The sequence below is a fragment of the Pseudomonas sp. MDT1-16 genome, from assembly GCF_054898115.1.
On record NZ_CM142717.1, the window covers coordinates 962,506 to 981,224 of the forward strand.

At 60.4% G+C, this 18,719-nt stretch carries 19 protein-coding genes; 10 read left to right on the forward strand and 9 right to left on the reverse strand.

Annotated elements, in window-relative coordinates; all coding sequences use genetic code 11:
• Positions 1-68: 68 nt before the first annotated feature.
• From ACYZT3_RS04220 to ACYZT3_RS04230, 3 genes are read left to right on the forward strand one after another with little or no spacing between them, the layout of a single operon-like run.
• A complete protein-coding gene (locus ACYZT3_RS04220; protein WP_462031578.1) occupies positions 69-1,385 on the forward strand; it encodes a contractile injection system protein, VgrG/Pvc8 family in 1,317 nt (438 codons plus the stop codon).
• Complete coding sequence (locus ACYZT3_RS04225; RefSeq protein ID WP_282376799.1) at positions 1,382-2,164, forward strand: DUF4123 domain-containing protein; 783 nt, start codon at positions 1,382-1,384, stop codon at positions 2,162-2,164. Before ACYZT3_RS04220 ends, ACYZT3_RS04225 begins: the two co-directional genes overlap by 4 nt.
• A gap of 18 nt (positions 2,165-2,182) precedes the next feature.
• The gene (locus tag ACYZT3_RS04230) at positions 2,183-3,058 is read left to right on the forward strand and encodes an alpha/beta hydrolase (RefSeq protein WP_462031579.1); all 876 of its coding nucleotides are present in this window, start codon (positions 2,183-2,185) and stop codon (positions 3,056-3,058) included.
• On the opposite strand, the gene ACYZT3_RS04235 is transcribed toward ACYZT3_RS04230, so the two are convergent.
• Positions 3,052-4,401: an MATE family efflux transporter gene (locus tag ACYZT3_RS04235; protein WP_462031580.1), complete on the reverse strand. Its 1,350-nt coding sequence runs from the start codon at positions 4,399-4,401 to the stop codon at positions 3,052-3,054. The genes ACYZT3_RS04230 and ACYZT3_RS04235 overlap by 7 nt on opposite strands.
• A gap of 97 nt (positions 4,402-4,498) precedes the next feature.
• On the reverse strand, positions 4,499-4,792 hold the full coding sequence (locus ACYZT3_RS04240; protein ID WP_033059560.1) for a hypothetical protein: 294 nt from the start codon (positions 4,790-4,792) through the stop codon (positions 4,499-4,501).
• A 314-nt stretch (positions 4,793-5,106) separates the two neighbouring features.
• Between ACYZT3_RS04240 and ACYZT3_RS04245 the strand changes: the two genes are divergently transcribed.
• Genes ACYZT3_RS04245 through ACYZT3_RS04260 form a run of 4 tightly spaced genes read left to right on the forward strand, consistent with a single transcriptional unit; the run spans position 5,107 to position 7,394 of the window.
• Positions 5,107-5,409 (forward strand): MazG-like family protein, encoded by a 303-nt coding sequence (locus ACYZT3_RS04245; RefSeq protein ID WP_462031581.1) that lies wholly within the window; start codon positions 5,107-5,109, stop codon positions 5,407-5,409.
• Positions 5,409-6,158: a methyltransferase domain-containing protein gene (locus tag ACYZT3_RS04250; protein ID WP_282376809.1), complete on the forward strand. Its 750-nt coding sequence runs from the start codon at positions 5,409-5,411 to the stop codon at positions 6,156-6,158. Before ACYZT3_RS04245 ends, ACYZT3_RS04250 begins: the two co-directional genes overlap by 1 nt.
• A 12-nt stretch (positions 6,159-6,170) precedes the next feature.
• Positions 6,171-6,785: a DUF4136 domain-containing protein gene (locus ACYZT3_RS04255; protein WP_282376810.1), complete on the forward strand. Its 615-nt coding sequence runs from the start codon at positions 6,171-6,173 to the stop codon at positions 6,783-6,785.
• Positions 6,786-6,839: 54 nt separating this feature from the next.
• Positions 6,840-7,394: a DUF4136 domain-containing protein gene (locus ACYZT3_RS04260; protein WP_462031582.1), complete on the forward strand. Its 555-nt coding sequence runs from the start codon at positions 6,840-6,842 to the stop codon at positions 7,392-7,394.
• A 34-nt stretch (positions 7,395-7,428) separates the two neighbouring features.
• Here ACYZT3_RS04260 and ACYZT3_RS04265 read toward each other — a convergent pair whose 3' ends face one another.
• Positions 7,429-8,424 (reverse strand): IS110 family RNA-guided transposase, encoded by a 996-nt coding sequence (locus tag ACYZT3_RS04265; protein WP_462030744.1) that lies wholly within the window; start codon positions 8,422-8,424, stop codon positions 7,429-7,431.
• Between the two features lie 466 nt (positions 8,425-8,890).
• Here ACYZT3_RS04265 and ACYZT3_RS04270 point away from each other — a divergent pair, with 466 nt between their 5' ends.
• Entirely contained in the window at positions 8,891-10,873 is a 1,983-nt protein-coding gene (locus ACYZT3_RS04270; RefSeq protein WP_462031583.1) for a pilus assembly protein TadG-related protein, read from the forward strand.
• Here the strand turns inward: ACYZT3_RS04270 and ACYZT3_RS04275 are convergent.
• Both ACYZT3_RS04275 and ACYZT3_RS04280 read right to left on the reverse strand, forming a co-directional pair.
• On the reverse strand, positions 10,843-13,596 hold the full coding sequence (locus tag ACYZT3_RS04275) for a PAS domain-containing sensor histidine kinase (protein WP_282376813.1): 2,754 nt from the start codon (positions 13,594-13,596) through the stop codon (positions 10,843-10,845). The two genes, ACYZT3_RS04270 and ACYZT3_RS04275, sit on opposite strands and share 31 nt — an antisense overlap.
• Positions 13,593-14,033, reverse strand: coding sequence for a TadE/TadG family type IV pilus assembly protein (locus ACYZT3_RS04280; protein ID WP_282376814.1), 441 nt, complete (start codon positions 14,031-14,033; stop codon positions 13,593-13,595). The genes ACYZT3_RS04275 and ACYZT3_RS04280 overlap by 4 nt, the downstream gene beginning before the upstream one ends.
• Positions 14,034-14,107: 74 nt before the next feature.
• Between ACYZT3_RS04280 and ACYZT3_RS04285 the strand changes: the two genes are divergently transcribed.
• Entirely contained in the window at positions 14,108-14,578 is a 471-nt protein-coding gene (locus tag ACYZT3_RS04285; protein ID WP_462031584.1) for a prepilin peptidase, read from the forward strand.
• Between the two features lie 102 nt (positions 14,579-14,680).
• Positions 14,681-15,463 (forward strand): response regulator transcription factor, encoded by a 783-nt coding sequence (locus ACYZT3_RS04290; RefSeq protein ID WP_462031585.1) that lies wholly within the window; start codon positions 14,681-14,683, stop codon positions 15,461-15,463.
• A 455-nt stretch (positions 15,464-15,918) separates the two neighbouring features.
• Here the strand turns inward: ACYZT3_RS04290 and ACYZT3_RS04295 are convergent, their stop codons facing one another.
• From ACYZT3_RS04295 to ACYZT3_RS04310, 4 genes are read right to left on the reverse strand one after another with little or no spacing between them, the layout of a single operon-like run.
• A complete protein-coding gene (locus ACYZT3_RS04295) occupies positions 15,919-16,203 on the reverse strand; it encodes a DUF3613 domain-containing protein (protein WP_462031586.1) in 285 nt (94 codons plus the stop codon).
• A gap of 12 nt (positions 16,204-16,215) precedes the next feature.
• Positions 16,216-16,929, reverse strand: coding sequence for a tetratricopeptide repeat protein (locus tag ACYZT3_RS04300; protein ID WP_282376818.1), 714 nt, complete (start codon positions 16,927-16,929; stop codon positions 16,216-16,218).
• A 10-nt stretch (positions 16,930-16,939) separates the two neighbouring features.
• Positions 16,940-17,830 carry a type II secretion system F family protein gene (locus tag ACYZT3_RS04305; protein WP_282376820.1) on the reverse strand — a complete coding sequence of 297 codons (891 nt, stop codon included), beginning with the start codon at positions 17,828-17,830 and terminating at the stop codon, positions 16,940-16,942.
• Positions 17,827-18,711: a type II secretion system F family protein gene (locus tag ACYZT3_RS04310; protein ID WP_462031587.1), complete on the reverse strand. Its 885-nt coding sequence runs from the start codon at positions 18,709-18,711 to the stop codon at positions 17,827-17,829. The genes ACYZT3_RS04305 and ACYZT3_RS04310 overlap by 4 nt, the downstream gene beginning before the upstream one ends.
• Positions 18,712-18,719 lie beyond the last annotated feature (8 nt).

The following is an 18,719-nucleotide window of genomic DNA, read 5'->3' on the forward strand; positions in this document are numbered from 1 at the left end:
TTCGGCACTCTACTCGGCCAACTCTCTCGGAGAGAATCGCCTGCCGCCCCTCCTGTAGAGAATCGCCGATGTTCGATCCAGTCAACGAGCCGTCATTTCGTCTGGATGTAGAGGGTTTGCCCGACCCCTTTGAGGTCTTGGCGTTTACCGGTCGAGAAGCCATCAGCGAGCCTTTTGTGTTCGACGTGGATCTGCTCATCGATGACCTGACACTCGACCTTGCAAGCCTGCTGTACCGTCCGGCCTTTTTGCACGTCGGGCCTGCGGAAAACGGCTTCCACGGACAATTGCATGAACTTGTCCAGCACGACCATCACCCGGCTGCCAGGCTTTGCCGCATACGTCTGAGGCCGAAGCTGGCGTGCCTTTCCCTGCGCTTCAGTCAGCGAATCTTCAGCGCGCGCTCGGTACCGCAAATCCTTGATCAGGTGCTCAAGGAACACGGCATTGCCGGCAAGGATCGGCGTTTCGAGCTGAGTGGCGATTACCCGCCCCGTGACTTTTGTACGCAGTACCGGGAATCGGATCTGCAGTTTCTCCAGCGCTTGTGTGCCCAGGAACAGCTTCATTACCACTTCGAACACCGTGCGGACGCGAACTGCGTGGTTTTCGGTGAGGGTCAGGGGCATTTTCGCCTCGGTGAAAATGCAGGCTTCGAGGTCGAGAGCGAGCAACCGGCAGTGCGCCAGTTCGAGCTTCAGAGAGGGCGACGAACCCCGCAAAGTGCCGAAGGTCGTACGGACCTGACGTCGCTGCGCAGTGGTCAGCTGATGCCGCTGTTCGGCCATCCGATCGCCGACTGGAACCATCTCTGGCTGCTGACCCATGTCGAGCATCAGGGGAGCCAGGATCCAATGGCCCCCTACAGCAACCAGATCCGCGTGGTTCACTGGGAGGTGCCTTTTGTATCGCCTCACTCTGCAGCGAAACCAACGATGCACAGCCTGCAACGGGCTTGGGTGGTCGACATCGATGAATCGCCGCCCGATGCCTCAAGACCGGTTGCCGTGCAATTTGACTGGCTCTATCAGGGCGAGGGTGCGGCGCCCAGTCACTGTTGGCTGCCGTTGGCCGCTGAACTGGGGGGCGCGGCAGTCACGCAGTTGAGTGTGGGGGCTGAGGTCGTGGTGAGCTTTGTCGAGGGGGATCCGGATAAGCCGTTGATCACCGGGTTTATTCACATGCCAAAGCCTGTTGAGGAGGCTAAAACACCCGTCACGACCGATGATTGGCCGCCCATTGAAGGCCTGCAGGAATGGCTGCAATCGAGCGAGCCCTTGATGTTGCTGTGCCTGCTGCCCGGTGGCGGCAGTTTCAGCCATTGCACGCAAGCCCTTTGCACCTGCCGGGCGGCGATGCGGTTTGGCCAGAGCGGTGCGGCATGATCGCCGCGACCCCGCAATGGCTATTGCTGGATGTACCGGGTGCGTCACAGGCTCGGGCGACACTGCAACAGAAGTTTGCGCATGCCCGGTGGTTCTGGTTGTTCGAAGGCACTGAGTGGCATGCATTGCGTGAACATGGACCGGCCCTGATCGACCTTCGGACATGCCCTGTGCTGGCCGGGTTGTGCCACAGCGAAGCGCCACTCTGGCGAGGCTTGCTGGTCGCCAGTGAGACGTCGTCGTCGCCGTTGCTGGCGCATTTGCGCCGGATGCTCACGGTCACTTTCGACCCACATCACCGGGCCTTGTTGAGTTACTACAACCCACACACCGCCAGTTACTTTTTTGATGCCTGCGATGCGCTGGAGCTGAGCCGCTGGCTGGGTCCGATCAGACAGTTGCGCTGGTTCGGCGGGACCTGGGCCGACCGCGCAGTCGGCAGTCAGGGCTGGCAACAGTTGGTCAACCCGGGGCTTGCCGTCAGCCCTTTGGCGGTTGAAGAAAACCTCAGCCCTCGTCATCGGGAAAAGCTGCAAACCTGTGTGTTGGAACAGCACACTTGGCACTGGAGCAAATCTACCGGGACCGAATACCACACGCTGTGGTCCCACGTGCAGGAAGGGCTGGCGCTGGGTTTCAGCGAACGTCGGGTGCTCGATGGCTGGTTATGGCTACGCTTGCAGTACCCCGGCGCGTTTCCTGCGCTACCGTTGCCGGGCGTCACCCAACAGGAACGTCTCGATAACCTGCGCAATCTATGGCAGAACGATCAGCCCTGAACATGAGGTTCGACATCGATGGCGAGCACACTCCGGCGGCTGTTCAGCTTGGCAATCGGCAGCGTTTTACTTGCCGCGATGACGGCATGTTCGCCACTGAAATTGCTCAATGTGCTGACCCCCAACGGAACCTTCGACAAGACCGAGGGTATTGCCTATGGCAGTGATCCGCGGCAAAAACTCGATGTGTATGTGCCGCGCCATCCCGTGGAAAACGCGCCGGTGGTGGTGTTTTTCTACGGCGGCAGCTGGAACAGCGGTTCGCGCAGCGATTACGGGTTTGTCGGCGAGGCGCTGGCGTCTCGGGGGATAGTCGCGGTGCTGGCGGACTATCGGTTGTATCCGCAGGTGCGTTATCCGCTGTTCCTTGAAGATGGCGCCCGGGCTGTGGCCTGGACCCATGAACACATTCGGCAGTATTGCGGTAATCCGCAGCGGTTGTACCTGATGGGCCACAGTTCCGGGGCCTACAACGTCGCGATGTTGGCACTGGACCCCGGGTTACTGGGGGCGGTGGGCCTGTCGCCACACAACCTCAGCGGCTGGATCGGCCTGGCCGGGCCTTATGATTTTCTGCCCATTAAAAATCCGGATGTGCGTCCGGTGTTTTTCTGGCCGGGCTCACCGCCGCAGTCGCAGCCGATCAATCACGTCAGTCGCGGCGCGCCGCCGGCCTTGTTGATCGCCGCGAGCGACGATGAGCTGGTCAACCCGGCCCGCAATACCGGTGGTCTGGCGCTTAAACTGCGCGAGGCGGGCGTGCCGGTGCAGGATCTGTATTTCTCGCGCACCAGCCACGCCACGCTGGTGGCGACGCTGTCCCGGCCCATGCGCGGTTTGGCTCCGGTGCTGGATGAGGTCACGGCCTTCATCAAAGCCACGCCGACTCAGTGAGCGTTGCCTGCGAACCAGCCGTCGCTTTTGTGCAGATACCAGGCAAACGCGCCGAGGGTCAGGCTGCGCAGCAACATGAACAACAGAAACGTTATCCACAGCCCATGGTTGCCCAAACCTTGCAGCGCCCAGGCGAAAGGCAGTAATAGAATCACCGTCAGCAGCATGCCGTTGCGCATTTCCCGGGCACGGGTGGCGCCGATAAACAGCCCGTCGAGCAGGTAACTCCCGACCGCGATCAGTGGCAGTGCGGCGAGGTAGGGCAGGTAGATGAACGCTGTGTTGCGCACGCTCTGAATGTTGGTCTGCATCTCGATGAACAGATGCCCGGCGAACAAGAACAGCACGGCAAATCCCAGGCTCGCCAGCAACGACCAACCGCAGGCCACCACCAATGAGCGGCGCAAGGCCTCTCGATCGCGAGCACCGATGGCATGCCCACAAAGGGCTTCCACGGCGTGGGCCAAACCGTCCAGCGCGTGTGCAGTCAGCAGCAAACCATTGAGCAGCAACGCGTTGGCGGCGACGGTGGCATCGCCCAGCCGCGCGCCTTGCACGGTGATCAGGAAAAACACCGATTGCAGCGCCAGGCTGCGGATGAAAATGTCGCGGTTGACCGCCAATAGCGGCCGCCAGCTCTGCCACAGCGCCAGCGCGGCCCAGGCGATGTGGCCGGGATAGGCGCGCAGGGCGCTGCGGGTCATCAGAAGTCCGATCAGCGCGCCGGTCCATTCGGCGATCACCGACGCTCGGGCCGAACCGACCACGCCCCAATCCAGCCCGAGGACGAACCACAGGTTTAGCGCGATATTCACCAGGTTGGTGCTTAGCAGAATGGCCAGCGGCGCCCGGGCGTTCTGAGTGCCGAGGAACCAGCCGACCAGCGCATAACTGGCCAGCGCTGCCGGCAGACCGAACAGGCGGGTGTGGAAAAACTCGCGGGTCAGCTGTTCCAGCTCCGCCGACGGCTGCATGAAGTGCAGCGCGACGCCGCTCAACGGAACACCCAGTGTGCCCAGGACAATCGCCAGGCCCATGGCCAACAACAGACCCTGCAGCAAAATCTGCCGCAACGCCGCGCCATCCCCACGCCCGGCGGCCTGTGCGGCGAACCCGGTGGAGCCCATGCGCAGAAAACCCATGGCCCAGGCAAGAAAGGTATACAGGCTGGCCCCGACCGCGACGGCGCCCAACTGATGAGCGTGGGGCAAGTGGCCGATGACTGTACTGTCGACCAACGCCACCAGCGGTACGGAAATGTTCGAGAGAATCATAGGGGCGGCGAGCGCCCAGACTCGACGATGGGTTGGGCGGTCGCGCCAGTCGGCGATCAGGTTGGACATGCAGGCTCCTTCGGGGAGCGGGCATTGTAGCGACATGATCGTTCCCACGCTCTGCGTGGGAATGCAGCCCGGGACGCTCCGCGTCCCTGTCGGATCACTAGTGAATTATCCAGCTCAACAACCAAAGCCCCAACAGCAACCAAATGATCCCCATGATGATCGACGCATTCATGAACGCCCGAATCGCCGACCACAACAGCATCAACCCAAGAATCAACGCGATGATGCTGATGATCGACGCGTCCATGCCCAGCGCACGGGACAGCCCTTCGACAAAGTTGCTGCCGGCGTGGCTCAACAGATTGAACAAGCCACTGAGGCCGTCAACGATGAAACGGATAACCGAACCAAGTGCCTGGCCGAGCCATTCGAAAAAACTTTCTACCTGCATGTCGTGAGCGTCCTTGATGGAAGGGGTGGAAGTGATGGCGTGGTTGCCGGACTTGAGCCTTGGTCCATTGATAACAGTGACGAGTTCCCTGATGCCGGAACCGTTTGAGTATGGCGCAAGAACCTTGTAGCAGCTGCCGTAGGCTGCGTTCGGGTGCGAAGCAGTCGTGAAACACTGCAATTGGGTGTGTCAGGCGAATCGCCCACACAGAATTGACGACTGCTGCGCAGCCGAACGCAGGCTTCGCCAGCTGCTACATAGACCTTGCCTTGATTGAGGATCCCCCCGAAGCTATACGCCTTCAGGAGAGCCCGATGAACCTTGTTGAACTGACCGAACGCCTGCACGCCATCCGTGACCACAATGACTGGCGGCAATTTCACAGCCCGAAAAACCTGGCCATGGCCGCGAGCGTGGAAATGTCCGAGCTGGTGGAGATTTTCCAGTGGCTGACCGAAGACCAGTCGCGCCGGTTACCGGCTGACAAACTGACCCATGCGGGGCAGGAAATCGGCGACATCGTGCTCTATCTATTGCTGCTGTGCAGCGAGTTGGGGTTGGACATGAATGAAGTGGTGCGCAGCAAGCTCGCGGACAGCGAAAAGAGGTTCAGCTGATGAGCGACCGTCATTTCGATCAGTTGGCGACCCGCTTCGCCGAAAAAATCTATGGCGGTGCCAAAGGTGCGATCCGTCTGGCGGTGCTTCAGGCCGACCTGGCCGAAACCCTGCCAGACCGACCCTTGCGTGTACTGGACATCGGTGCCGGCCTGGGCCACATGTCGTTGTGGCTGGCCCAGCGCGGTCATGAGGTCACGCTGGCCGAACCTGCCGAGCCGATGCTCGAAGGCGCCCGCCAGCGCTTTGCCGATGCTGGGCAAACAGCGACATTCATACAGGCGCCGTGGCAGGAGCTGCTTCGCCAACTCACCGAACCCTACGACCTGGTGCTGTGCCACGCCGTACTGGAATGGTTGGCCGAACCCCACGCGATCCTGCCCGTGCTGCATCAGTTGACCAAGCCCGATGGCTGGTTGTCCCTGGCCTTCTACAACCGCGATGCGCTGATCTATCGCAATCTGCTCAAAGGCCATTTCCGCAAGATGCGCAAGAACGACATGGCCGGCGAAAAGCAAAGCCTGACGCCGCAGCAGCCCCTTGATCCACGTGAACTGGCGGCGCAACTTGAGGGCCTGTGGCAGGTCGAAACCCAGAGCGGGGTACGGGTTTTTCACGATTACATGCCGGTGGAATTCCAGGCCCGCGCCAAACTGGTGGATTTGCTGGAAATGGAACTGGCCCACCGTCGTCACCCAAGCTTTGCCGGGCTTGGGCGCTACTTGCACTGGATCTGTCGGCCGGTCTGATCGGAGCACGAAATGAACAGTCGATCGGGGTTATTGGTGATCTGTCTCGGGTTGGCGGCCTGTCAGGGCAGCAATCCTTATGTGGCGTCATCCAACCCCCTGCCACCCGCGCCGCCTCAGGCGGCCAACACCTTTGATCGCAGCGCCTACCCGGCACCGCCGCGCGACTACGGACGTTACCGCAGCTGGGCCTGGCTCAACGGACGCCTGCCGCCGGGCACCGCCTGGGCGGATTCGGCGCAGGTCGCCGAAGCCGTCAGCAATGCCCTCGATCAACGAGGCTTGCGCCCGCTGCACGACAATCGCCCGGCGGATCTGTTTGTCAGCGCCGACCTGCGCCTGGAAACCCGCCTGCGTCAGGTTCGGGACGACTATGGTTACTACGGCGGCGGTTATGGCGGTTACAACCGCTACGGCAGCGGTTACGGCATGTACAACACCGTGCCGATCGTTCGGACTTATCAGGAACAGGTCGTGGTGGTGCGGGTTGATCTGTTTGATGCCGGCACCGGTCAACCGGTGTGGAGTGCCAGCGCCGAAACCAGCAACCGAGGCAGCCAGAGCGAGCGAGCCGATGCGATACGGGAGGCTGTAGAAAAGGCGATGTCGGCGTATCCTCCTAGTTAGCTTCTGTCGTTAAGACGCTTTGCGCAGGTTCATGTCTTCAACCGGAGAAATATCATGTTCCGCCGTCTCGCTTTACTGGCTGTGGCCGTGCTGCTCAGTGCCTGCGCCAACCAGGTCAATCATGACTTCGATGCCAGCCGCGACTTCGCCGCCTATCGCAGCTGGAGCTGGAAAGACCCTGCCCTGCAATATCGCCCCGATGACCCACGGATCAAGAGCGACCTCACTGAACAACGCATCCGCCAATCCGTGGCCGATCAGCTGGATCAGCGTGGCCTGCGTCCGGCTGCCGCTGGAAAAAAGGGCGATTTGAGCGTGCAAACTTATCTGATCGTCGAACAGCGCCAGCAACAAGTGACCACCCACTACGGCGGCGGTTGGGGTGGTCCGTGGAATGGCTACTGGGGTGGGCCGATGTACAACGAAACCCGTAACGTCAACTACAACGTAGCGATCATCCAGATCGACCTGCTGGATGGCAAGGACGGCAAGCTGGTGTGGCGCGGCAGTGACGAGCAGATGCTCAGCAGTACGCGGAATCCGTCTGATCGCGCCAATGCGATACGTGAAACAATCGGGCGAATCCTCGCCAACTATCCACCGAAATAAACACCACCTAACCCTGTAGATACTCTGTTCACGGTCAAGCTTTCGCGAGATGTTTTTCGCTAAAAAGCTTGGCCGTATCAAATTCTTCGCCGGAGCGCATGCAAGCCCATAAACCCGTCAGGTACTTGCGCATCACCGCTCCAATGGCCTGCATTTTCTTCTTGCCCCGGGCCACCAGAGCTTCGTAGAAGGCTTTCACGTTCTCATCGCAACGGATTGCCGTCATTGCCGGCATGAACATCGCTGCGCGTAAGTAGGCGTTGCCACATTTCGACATTCGGCCAGGGCGGTTCACACTTGTTCCTGACTGGGTCAATCTCACGTCCAGCCCCGCATAACGGCTCACCTGTGCCGATTTGAGCGTTACAGGTAGCGTCGTCAACTCAGCCAGTGCAGCAATCGCTGAAGCCTCTCCCACGCCGGGTGCCGCCATCATGCAGCGAAACTGCAAGGTCAGGTTCGGGCACTTGGCGATGGCGTCGCGCGCAGCCTTTTTCAAACGGTCAACGCGTATATCCAATGCAGCAATCGCGTCTTTCTCATCTGCGATTAGCAACTCAATACTCGTATCTGTCGCTTGTAGCGCATGCAGCTCATTCTTGGCTCTGGTCCGATGGCCAATCAGTCGATTGATATGACGGCCAATCGCACGCAGCATCATTTGATCCGCCGTAGGCGGGACCCAAAGCCTGGGTGCCATGCGCTCGCCATATTCAGCCAGCAACTGCGCATCGATCTGGTCAGTCTTGCTGTTTTGCAACATCAACTTGGCAAAGTTGTGGAAGCTTTTTGGGTTGATCACCGAGACCGGTAAGCCCGCGGCATGCAACTCCAACGCAAGATCCAGGTAGTAAATACCGGTGGCCTCCATGACCACGCTCAGCGGTTTGAGGCCCATCATCTTATTCACCGCGGCCTTACGACCCTTGGGCGTGTGCTGAATGTCCCACTGGCCGACTGTTTTGCCGTTCTGCCGCCATCCCATGGCAGACGTTTTGGCACCAATGTCTATGCCGACATGAGTATTCATGCTTTTCACTTCCCTGACTTTAGGTAAGATTGCTTCCGGTTCCCCCGACCTCGAACTTCATGCCACTGCAACCTTGTAATGCGAAGTCCGACTTGTCGGCTTCTCGATACTCTTCGTGGTGGGCAATGAGGCGGGGGGGCCTCTCTACAGACAAGGTCAGGAGCAAATCCTGCCTTCAGGAGCGATCGGCCTCCCCCAGAAACGCACTTGCTGTTGAATGAATCCTTGAGCGTAACCTCTCTCGCTGGAGTCAGGGTCAACATACAAGGAGCTGAGCTTGCTCGCGAAGGCGGCGTCACATCGAGAAAAGATGTGACTGATAGACCGCTTTCGCGAGCAAGCTTTGCTCCTACAGGTTTTTTGTTGTCTGCACTGGCATGTCGCCAGCAGTCCCGCCAAGTCTTGTCTACACTTCTGTTCACCCATGGAGGTAGCCCTCGGCTGTGCACCGGCAAAGGAGTGTGCGATGTCTCCCCGTTTGCAGTTACGCAGCCCGTCCCGGCAACGGGGGGCGATCGGTTTGATGGCGGCGCTGACATTGGGCATGGCCCTGATGTTCTTGCTGCTCGTGGTCGACAGCGGTCGTTTGTACCTGGAAAAACGCGACCTGCAGCGCGTAGCGGACATGGCCGCCCTTGAAGCGTCTACCCGAGGGGGTGATTGCGCTGCTGGCAACACCGCCACCGTCTATGCCACCGACAGCGCAAACCGCAACGACTTCACCCTTCCTGACCCCAATCGCAATCTGCTGGTCGCTTGCGGCACCTTGACCCTGGATGCCAATAACCTTCGGGTATTTGGCGCCGACCCAAGCAAGAGCGAAGCCATTCGGGTGATCGCCAGCCATTCGGTCCAGCAGAGTTTCGCCGGCGGTGTCGGCGCCCTGTTCGGTGGCGCCCCACGTGGAGCGACCATTAACCTGACGGCCACCGCTGTGGCCGCATTACCGCCACCTCTGGCTTCGCTGACCATCCGCAGTACGGCGCTGAGCGTCGATACCAGCAAGTCCGCCACGCTCAACGCGCTGTTCGGCGGTTTGCTGGGCGGCAATGTCAACATCACTGTGGCGGGCTGGAACGGGTTGGTGAACACCAACATCAGCCTGCTCGGTTACCTCGACCGACTGAAGGTCGACCTTAACCTCAGCACCGCCGGGTATGACCAGGTGCTGGGCACTACCGTTGCCGTCAGCCAACTGGTCCAGACTGTCGTCAATGTGCTGGACCCTGGCGGCACGCTCGGCGCGACGGCGACAATTGGGAGTTTGCAGGCGCTCAAGGTCGCGGCTGGCACGACGACGGTGGTACTCGGTAACCTGCTGCACGTCGAGACTGGCAGCAACATTTCGGCGCTGGCGACCAATCTGAAGGTGTTCGACCTGATCGAAGCTGTCGTGCAACTGGCCAACAAGAAAAACGGCCTGGTGGCGACGTTGCCGATCAATCTGGCAGGCCTGGCGCAAATCACCGCCCGGGTGCAGGTGCTGGAGCCTCCGCAGCTGTCGGCCATCGGTAATCCGAAAAACGCCGCGCTGGCTCCATTGGGGCCCAACCGCATCTATGTGCGAACTGCCCAGATCAGGACATTGCTGTCGATCGACTTGCCGGTGCTCAATTCCATCGTGGCGCTGATCAATGCGGTGGCTGATCTGGCAGGCCCGCTGACCAACACACTGAACGCCTTGCTCAATCTCAACCTGGTGGGAGTGCTCAATTCACTGACCTGTGCCTTGCTCGTGCCCTGTCAGACTCCCGACATCATCGTGCTGCCGCCACCGATACGTATCGACGTGGCGCTGGACGTTGCCAGCGCCAACAGCTATGTCACTGCCTACAGTTGCGTCAGTACCACCAACAAAACCCTGACCACCAACACCAGCACTTCGCTGGTAAATCTGAAGATCGGCAAGATCGATCCAGCCACCGCTTTCGGCAGCAACACCACGCCACCGGCGGTAGTGGTGCAGCCGTTGAAGGTGATCGATATCGGGGTGAAAACCTGTATGAGGATTCTGCTCCTGCCCATCTCCTGCGACCCACGGATTCCGGGCGTCGGCGGCGGCATCAGTATCATGGCCGACACGACCGTGGCGCAGAACGCCAACATGCCCCACGTCTATTCTGCACCGCCGGCCACCAGCCTGCCGGAGATCAACCAGCCACCGTTCTACTATTCCTATTCCACCAGCAATATCGTCAGCAGCCTTACCGACACGCTGACCAATCTCAAGGTCGACATGTACGGCCCGACGGGCAGTCTGGTCGGTGGTCTGGGGGTGATCCTCAGCAGCGTCACAACATTGCTGGTCAACGCGATCAACAGCGCGCTCAGCCCGTTACTCGACGCCTTGATCAACACGCTGCTGCTCAGTCTGGGAATCGATCTGAACAAGGTCGATGTCGGCGCCAACCTCAGTTGTCACTCAGGACGAGCGACGCTGGTGATCTGATCGTCGGCGGCAATCGGCAGTTCGATACAAAACCGTGCGCCCTCGATCGAGTTTCTGACGCTCAGTTTTCCGCCCATGTTCTCGACGATGCCGTAACTCACCGACAACCCGAGCCCGGTGCCGACACCCACGGGTTTGGTGGTGAAGAACGGTTCGAAAATCCGCTCCAGCAACCGTGGATCGATACCACCGCCGTTGTCCTCGACCCACAGCCGCACCGACTGCGCATCATGTTCGGCGTACACCGAGATCCACGGTTTGAACTCGCGGTCGGCCTCGCGTTTACCGAGCAACGCATCCCGCGCGTTAACCATCAGATTGATCAACACCTGTTCGAGTTGATCAACATAACCGCGCACCTGCACGTCGAATCCAGTGTCGCTGACCCGCAGGTCGACCCCTTTGCCGCGCATCCCTTCGGCCAGCAGCGACAGCGTGCCTTCGATGGCTTGCGCCGGATTAAACGGATGCTGCTCGATCTCCGAGCGGCGGCCAAATACCCGCATGTGATCCACCACCCGGGCGGCGCGCTGCACCTGGGCATCGATGCGGTTGAGCTTGTCGGTCAGGTAATCGATTTGAGCATCGCCGTTGTTCAGACGCTTGAGCACATTGACGATGGCCATGCGCATCACGTTCAGCGGCTGGTTGATTTCATGGGCCAGCCCCGTGGCCATTTCGCCAAGGGTGGCCATTTTGGCGCTCTGGGTGAGCTGCTGCTGGGAGCGGCGTACTTCGGTGTTGTCGCGGCCCACGGCCTGAATCTCCAGCAAGCGGCCGTCCTCATCAAACACCCCGCGATCCGACCAGACCCACCAGGCATGTTCCCGTCCCGGCAGTTGCAGGTTGATTTCCGCGGTGCTGACCGGGAATTCCGGGCTCAGCTGGCCGAGCCGCTGGAGAAATGTTTCGCGCTGTTCTTGCGACATCCAGGTGCCCAGATTAACCCCTGGCAATTGCTCGGGCTGGCACTCCAGATACGTCGCCAGCGGACGGTTGCCGAAGGTCAGGGTCAGGTCGGGGCGGTAGCGGCAGATCATCGCCGGCGAGTCTTCCACCAGGATCCGGTAACGTTCTTCACTCTGTTTCACCTGCTCGGCGGCCAGGGTCGCTTCGGTGACGTCGAGCCACAGGCCGACGGCTTCCACCGGCAGGCCAAGGTCATCGCGCAGCAGTCTGGCTTCATCGAGCATCCAGTGGTAATCGCCGCGACTGTCGCGCAACCGGTAGCGGGTACGAATCGAACCTTCTCGCAACAGGCGTCGGGTGCGCTCGAAATACTGATCGCGGTCCTCGGGATGAACCCTTTCAACCAACGTCCCCGCCGCGCAATCTACCAGTGTCCAGCCGAGCAGCGGCAGCAGGCTGTCACTGAAAAACGTCGGTTGCAGGGCACCTTCGACATAGCGCTGCACGTAGATCACCGCCGGTGAACTGGCGATCAGATTGTCCAGTCGGGCATGGGCCGCTGCAGCGTTTTGCTCCTGGTTTTTGATGTCGCTGATGTCGAGCATGAAACCCACCAATCGCCGGTTTTTGCCAACGCCCAGGGCCTGTCCCTGCAGGCGATACCAGTTCGGGGTTTGTGCCAGGCGCACGCACAGCAGTAACGGGGTGTCTTCGTCCTGTAAGGCTTGCAGGCGACTGCTCAGCTCTTCACGGTCGGCGGGATGCACCTGATCAAGCCAGTTGTGCAGCGGCAATCGGGCGCTCGCAAGGTTCAGGTTACTGGCCAACGACGGCGCCAATTGCACCTCGCGACTGTCGCTGAACACCTCCCACCATCCGGTGCCGAGCAAGGCTTGCAGCGACTCCAGTCGCTCCAGTTGCAGATGGTGCCGGTGCTCGCGCAAACGCTCCAGCAATGGGCCCGCGAGCGCGGCGGCGAGCTGCAACCAGTCGCGATCATTCATGTCGGGTGCATGTTGCTGCACCGGATAAAAGCCACACAGCAACCAGGCGACCACACCCTGAGCATCGTGATAGGGCACCGCGAACCCTTCGGCATTGCCGAAGATGCCTTGCAAACGGGGGTGTTCACCGGGGGTCAGGCGTTGCGGCGCAGAGCCGTTCAGGCTGTCGAGGCCGGTGCCCAGGCGCTGAGCGTCTTGCCACAATTGGGGCGCATCGAACGCTGCATCATGCTGATGGATCTGCCAGCCTTCCTCCTGTTCATCGAGCAAGGCCACCGCGACGCATGGAATGCGAAAGCGCTGGGTCAGGCCTTGCAATTGTTCCACAAACACCTCGGGCAGGCGCGTCAGGCTGCACAGGCGTAACTGCTCGCCGATCTGCGCCGCGAGCAACTGGCATTGCTCGCGGCTGCGCGATTGTCGGCGTTCGAGCAGCAAGTCGCCGATGTCCAGCATCTGCAACAGCCAGGCATCGGCTAACGGCTGGACCCAGCCGCGCAGGTGCAGGGGTTGTCCGCCGAGGCTGTAAAAATCAAGATCCAGTGTCTGTCCCAGCCAATCCGCAGGCGAGCCTTCAACGGCGAGGCAGCTGTGGGGCATGAGGAAATCGAGGAGGTACGGTGCTTGTGCCGCGGGCGTCTGCTGGGCCAGCACATGCCGCAGCGGGCCGGTCAGGTGAATCACTCGACCTTCGACATCCAGATGCACCTGCAAGCCGACACCTTGCACACTCAGGGTGTCTGACGTGTCCAGCGGCTGAGGCGGATGGCGGTTCAGCAGGCGGCCGAAGAGTTTGTCTGCGGAACTCAAAATTGCAGGCTCGAACTGGCGGTGAGGGTTGCCGGCAGATTGGGCACCTGGCCAATCCCCGGCAGGTTCAGAAACGGGATGACCTGCTGCAGTTTGCTGGTGGGGTAGTTGATGCTGACCTTCAACACCCCGCCCACGTAGGTGGCGCTGGCGTCGGTGGCGATATTGAAATTCAGTGCGGCGGGAATCCAGGCCAGTTGCCGGCTCAATTCCGTGGTGGCGACGGTTATTACCGCGGTGTCGTACCCGGGGGTGCTTGGGTCCAGTGCCACGCTTCGGCGCACGGCTTCGGCGGTCGACTGGTTGAACGATTGCATCAGCAACAGCGGCAGACTGTACGTGACAATCCCATAAAACACGGCGAAAAAGATGAGGAACACCAAAGCGAATTCAATCGCTACAGCGCCTTTTTGCTTGCGGGGGAGGCCTGTTTTCATGACTGCGTCTACCCTGACATTCACTACGTGATATCAGCATAGAATCATTCAGCCAAAACGGGCGTTTTTTACGGATGCAGAGCTTTGTCCTACTGATCTGGCTGACGCTATGCGCAGCACAGGATGCTCGAGAACGGCACATCGCCAATGGCCTGACCCTTGGCGCAGGAGTGTTGGCGCTGGCCTATCTGCTGTGGACAGGCACCACCTGGCTGGGGGCCGAGGCGGGGCAGGGCGGTTGGGCTTGTTTGCTTGCGCTGGCCTTTACCTTGCCCGGTTATGCGCTCAGACGCCTGGGCGCAGGCGATGTGAAACTCATGACCGCCCTGGGGCTGGCGACGGACGGTATGCACCTGCTCGGCGTGTTCATCGGCGCCGGATTGAGCAGTGTGCTCTGGCTGCTGCTGGCGCCAAGAGTCTGGCTTCATCTGGGTCAAGGGCTTAGGCATCGTCTTCGATATCTGGGGCCTGGAATGTCAAAAAAACAGCCCTTTGCGCCCTTCGTGCTGGTAGGCCTGTTGCTCACACTTGTCTGGCTCCACTAGCCACTGGTTCTGTGTACAGAGTCGGAAAGTACGTCTACTTTCAAACCAGTAGTTGTACCGCCTGTGGCTGTCGGTACAGGAGTGGTCAGCAGGGAGTTGCACGTGAACAAGCCTACCTCGGCAATGAAAATCCTCGTGGTTGACGATCAGCGGCTGATCGTTGAGCCGCTTTGTGAATTTCTTGAGCGCAGCGGTTATCGCTGTGTGCCTTGCGAGTCCAGCCGGCAGGCGGTCGAGCGTTTCAGTGAGGACGAGGCGATCGGCCTGGTGCTCTGTGATTTGCACATGCCCGGCCTGGACGGGATTCAATTGGTTCAGGCGTTGCAGCGGCTATCCGGCAAGCACCGCGCATTCGAGGCGATCATGCTCACCGGGCGTGCGGACAAACAGGATGTGATCAAGGCGTTGCGGGCCGGGTTTGCCGATTATTATCAGAAGCCAATTGATCTGCATGAGTTGCTCGACGGGATTGCGCGTCAGCAAGTGGCGTGGCAGGAGCGGCAGAAGAGTGTGCAGCTGGGGCATTTGAATCAGAAGCTGCAGTATCTTTCCGAGTCGATCGATGATCTGTATCAGGATCTGGATAAGGTTCGGCGTGGGCCGCGGTTGTCGGTTTCCCCTGATGACGATGTCAGTGCTGTGGATCGGGTTGAGATTCCGGCGATTTTCAGTCATCTGTCGCCAAGGCAGTTGGATGTGGCGCGGTTGGTGGGCAAGGGGCAGACCAATTATCAGATTGCCTGTGAGTTGGGGATTACCGAGAACACGGTGAAGCTTTATGTGTCGCAGGTGTTGCGGTTGACGCATATGCATAATCGGACGCAGTTGGCGCTTGCTTTGATGCCCAGTCATTCCGGGTTGCGGCAGCGGGTCACCGCTCACTGAAAATGTGGGCGACCTGTATTGGGTTGATTGAGTACATATCCGTTGCTGCGGTAACGGCCGCTTAGGGTTTCGCCCTTACGGCAACTCACTTTTTTTACAAACGCCTAAAAAAAGTAAGCAAAAAAACGCTCGCCCCGAGCGTCCGGCCCCTCGCCTAGGCTCGGCGTTCCTTCGCTCCGGCATTCATCTGGGGGCATCGCCTCCGGTTGGCTTCGCTTCAACCTCCTCTCGATGTGTTCGACTGCGTCGAACGGCGCTTCGCGCCTACCCCCCAGATGAACACCTCCACTCAGCCTACCGAAGGGGCGGGTGGATCAAGGTCAAGATCAAGAGCTGCAGGCGAGCTAACGCTCGGCCTGTTGAGTGGTGAGAAGCGAAAGGCGTACCCGATTTATTGTGGGAGCGAGCTTGCTCGCGAAAGCGGCAGTTCAGGCACAACAAATCCCGGATTAAGACTACCCCCCCGTCCCACTGTCCACCGTCCCGCTCTCATACTGATCAAAGTACTCCGGGATCTCATGCTGATAGCTTTTCAGCCAGCGCTGCATGCTCAGCTCGCGCTCGGTCGCGGTTGAGGTTTGCGGTTTCTGGGAAGCCGCCTTGTTACTGCGTTGCAGTTGCAGCCAGCCTTCGGTTTCCTGCTGTTGGGCCGAGGCGGGGCCGGCGTCGATGGCGTCGATGGCGTGGGTGGTGAGGGGCAGGGCCAGCAGGCCGAGGCAGTAGAGGGCGGTCGGTTTCATCAGGGCTTCTCCCTATTCACGGGGCGATGTGGCGACGGCGGCAACCTGGTTCGTGGCCGTCGGGCCGGGCTTGCTTGGGGTCTTGAGTCTTTCTGCGCGGGCCTGGGCTTCGGTGACCTGAGCGGGGCTCAGGCCGAGGCGGCTGACCAGTTCGGCGGCGCGGCTCCAGTCGTCCTGGTAGATCAGCAGCGTCACCAGATTCAACGCCGCCAGCTGATCACTCTGCTTGAGCTCCATGGCCGTCAGAAATTCGAAGCGCGCATCCTCGACGCGTAATTGATTGAGGTACACCACGCCCAGGTCGTTGCGGATTTTCTCGTCGGTGGGCGCTAGCCGTGCGGCCCGTTGCAAGTGGGCTTGGGCCAGGCCGTTGTCGCCCCTGGCGGCGGCGAGTTGGCCGAGGCCGTGTTCGGCTTCGGCGGCCAGGCAACTGCCGAGCAGGCTGCGGTATAACGGTTCGGCTTCGCTGCGACCCAGCAGTCGATAAACCTTGGCCTTGCGCAGGCGCACATCCGCCAGGTTGTCGGGCAGGCTTTGCAGGTTGGCGAGGCTGGCGTGCAGTTTGCCGTCATTGGCCATATCGTCGGCGAGGTTCAGCGACAGCTGTTCATCGGAGGTCAGCTTGGCGCAACTGGCGGTGTTGGTCAGGGCGCTCCAGGGTGTCGCGCCGTTACTCGCGCAACCGCCTAATAACAACAGACTCAAACCGGCAATGATGGCTTTCATAACGTTCCCTCTAGGAAGCAAAGGCCCGGGACAGGGCGGTGAATCCCGGGCCGGCCAGTACGATCAATAACGCCGGGAAGAGAAACAGCATCATCACGACGGACATTTTGGCGGACATCTTGGAGATGTATTCTTGCAGGCGTGTCAGGCGCCGGTCATCGAGCAATTGCTTGAGGGCCAGCAGGGATTTCATCGCACCGCCCCCCTGATGGATCAACTGCTGAAGGATGACGCAGGTGTCGGTGAACTCATCGACAGCCAGCAAGCGAGTGGCCTTGTTCAGTTCTTCGCCCAGTTCCAGGCCGGAATCGACCCGGGTCAATACCAGACGCAACTCAAGGGTCAGGGCCGGCAATAATTGTTTGCCTTCATTGCTCAACACTCGCAGCGACTGCTCCACCGCCATGCCCGATTCGAACAGAATGCGCAGCAGCGGAATGAAGGTGGAAATCTCGCTCGCCAACTGTTTTTGCCGGTTCTGGGCGGCTGCGGCCAAAAGGCGTTTGGGGAGCAGGTAGCCGATGCCGGTGGCAAAGGCCGGGACGAGCCATTGGTTGTCCACCTGCGGGAAAAACACACCCTGGACCAGCAAGCTCAGGGCCAGTGCCAACACCGGGGCGCCCACCTGGAAGGCCGCGAACAGCGAGCGTCGCCGAGCGCTGCGCCAGCCGAGGCGATTGAGCAGGGTCTGGGTTTCATTATCCAGATTGACCGACCGTTGGCCGATCCGGCTGCTACCCAGCACCTGCAGCCAGTGACCCACACGACCCATATTCAGCCGTTTGCCGTCCAGCCGTTGGGCCACCTGACGAGCTCGTCGCTGCTGTTCCAGCAAACTGCCGAGCAGTAATAACGTAGCGCCCAGAAACAGCAGCGCGCTGATCAGCAGAGGCATTTTCATACGCTGCGCAACATGCGCCAGAGCGCCAGGCTGCCCACCACCTGCAGGCCGAACGCGGACGCGAGCATGATTTGCCCCGAGTTGTCGTGCCACATGGCGAGCAAATAGAGGGGGTTGGTCGCCAGGAAATAGCCGGCCAGACCAATCGGCAAACAGCCCAGGACCCATGCGGTCACCCGGGTTTCACCGGTCATGGCCCTGAGTTGGCGCGCAGCCTGCTCGCGCTCGCGGATCATCTTGATCAGGTTCTCCAACAGCTCACTGGCATTGCCGCCATAGCGGTGATTGACCCGCAACCCGAGCGCGAACAGGCGCAGTTCATCTTTCTCATACAGTTCGGCGAGGTCCGAGGCGGCGTCCGGCAGGCTGACCCCCAGCTGCACGTTGCGCTGAACCCGGCCCATGGCATTCTTCAGCGGATCTTCGGCGGCGTCGATGGCGCCCAGCACCGCATCGGCCAGGGTCCGCCCGGACTTCAGACTGCGCACTGTGTGATCGAGCATTTGTGGCAGTTGTTCGATCATGCGCTGGAGTCGGTGCTGATAACGCCAATTGACATACAGACGCAGAATCAGCGGCGGCAGCAGTAACAGAACCAGCAAGCCGATCCAGCCACTGGTAGCAAGTCCGAGCAAGATGCCAAAGGCCCAGATCAACAGCCACACCCCCAGTCGTTCAGTGGGGCGCCCGAGGCCGGCGCGCAAAAAGGCCCGCTCCACACCCGACCAGGACGATTTCGCCACCACCGGCTCCGGTTGCCCCTGAGTCAGACGGCCCAGCACACGCTCGGTGCCGGTCTGGCGCAAACCGTTGTAAAACAGGCGGATCGACAGCCCGAGCAAGATCAGGCAAACGAGAATAAGCAGCAGCGGTTTGAGCATGCTGTGGC

Excerpts from the sequence above, each read along its gene's own strand:
- ACYZT3_RS04300 (WP_282376818.1), bottom strand. The coding sequence starts at position 16,929 with ATGAAAGCCATCATTGCCGGTTTGAGTCTGTTGTTATTAGGCGGTTGC.
- ACYZT3_RS04265 (WP_462030744.1), bottom strand. The coding sequence starts at position 8,424 with ATGAATACTCATGTCGGCATAGACATTGGTGCCAAAACGTCTGCCATG.
- ACYZT3_RS04220 (WP_462031578.1), top strand. The coding sequence starts at position 69 with ATGTTCGATCCAGTCAACGAGCCGTCATTTCGTCTGGATGTAGAGGGT.
- ACYZT3_RS04230 (WP_462031579.1), top strand. The coding sequence starts at position 2,183 with ATGGCGAGCACACTCCGGCGGCTGTTCAGCTTGGCAATCGGCAGCGTT.
- ACYZT3_RS04285 (WP_462031584.1), top strand. The coding sequence starts at position 14,108 with ATGCAGAGCTTTGTCCTACTGATCTGGCTGACGCTATGCGCAGCACAG.
- ACYZT3_RS04225 (WP_282376799.1), top strand. The coding sequence starts at position 1,382 with ATGATCGCCGCGACCCCGCAATGGCTATTGCTGGATGTACCGGGTGCG.
- ACYZT3_RS04295 (WP_462031586.1), bottom strand. The coding sequence starts at position 16,203 with ATGAAACCGACCGCCCTCTACTGCCTCGGCCTGCTGGCCCTGCCCCTC.
- ACYZT3_RS04260 (WP_462031582.1), top strand. The coding sequence starts at position 6,840 with ATGTTCCGCCGTCTCGCTTTACTGGCTGTGGCCGTGCTGCTCAGTGCC.
- ACYZT3_RS04235 (WP_462031580.1), bottom strand. The coding sequence starts at position 4,401 with ATGTCCAACCTGATCGCCGACTGGCGCGACCGCCCAACCCATCGTCGA.
- ACYZT3_RS04240 (WP_033059560.1), bottom strand. The coding sequence starts at position 4,792 with ATGCAGGTAGAAAGTTTTTTCGAATGGCTCGGCCAGGCACTTGGTTCG.
- ACYZT3_RS04250 (WP_282376809.1), top strand. The coding sequence starts at position 5,409 with ATGAGCGACCGTCATTTCGATCAGTTGGCGACCCGCTTCGCCGAAAAA.
- ACYZT3_RS04270 (WP_462031583.1), top strand. The coding sequence starts at position 8,891 with ATGTCTCCCCGTTTGCAGTTACGCAGCCCGTCCCGGCAACGGGGGGCG.
- ACYZT3_RS04305 (WP_282376820.1), bottom strand. The coding sequence starts at position 17,830 with ATGAAAATGCCTCTGCTGATCAGCGCGCTGCTGTTTCTGGGCGCTACG.
- ACYZT3_RS04280 (WP_282376814.1), bottom strand. The coding sequence starts at position 14,033 with ATGAAAACAGGCCTCCCCCGCAAGCAAAAAGGCGCTGTAGCGATTGAA.
- ACYZT3_RS04255 (WP_282376810.1), top strand. The coding sequence starts at position 6,171 with ATGAACAGTCGATCGGGGTTATTGGTGATCTGTCTCGGGTTGGCGGCC.
- ACYZT3_RS04310 (WP_462031587.1), bottom strand. The coding sequence starts at position 18,711 with ATGCTCAAACCGCTGCTGCTTATTCTCGTTTGCCTGATCTTGCTCGGG.
- ACYZT3_RS04245 (WP_462031581.1), top strand. The coding sequence starts at position 5,107 with ATGAACCTTGTTGAACTGACCGAACGCCTGCACGCCATCCGTGACCAC.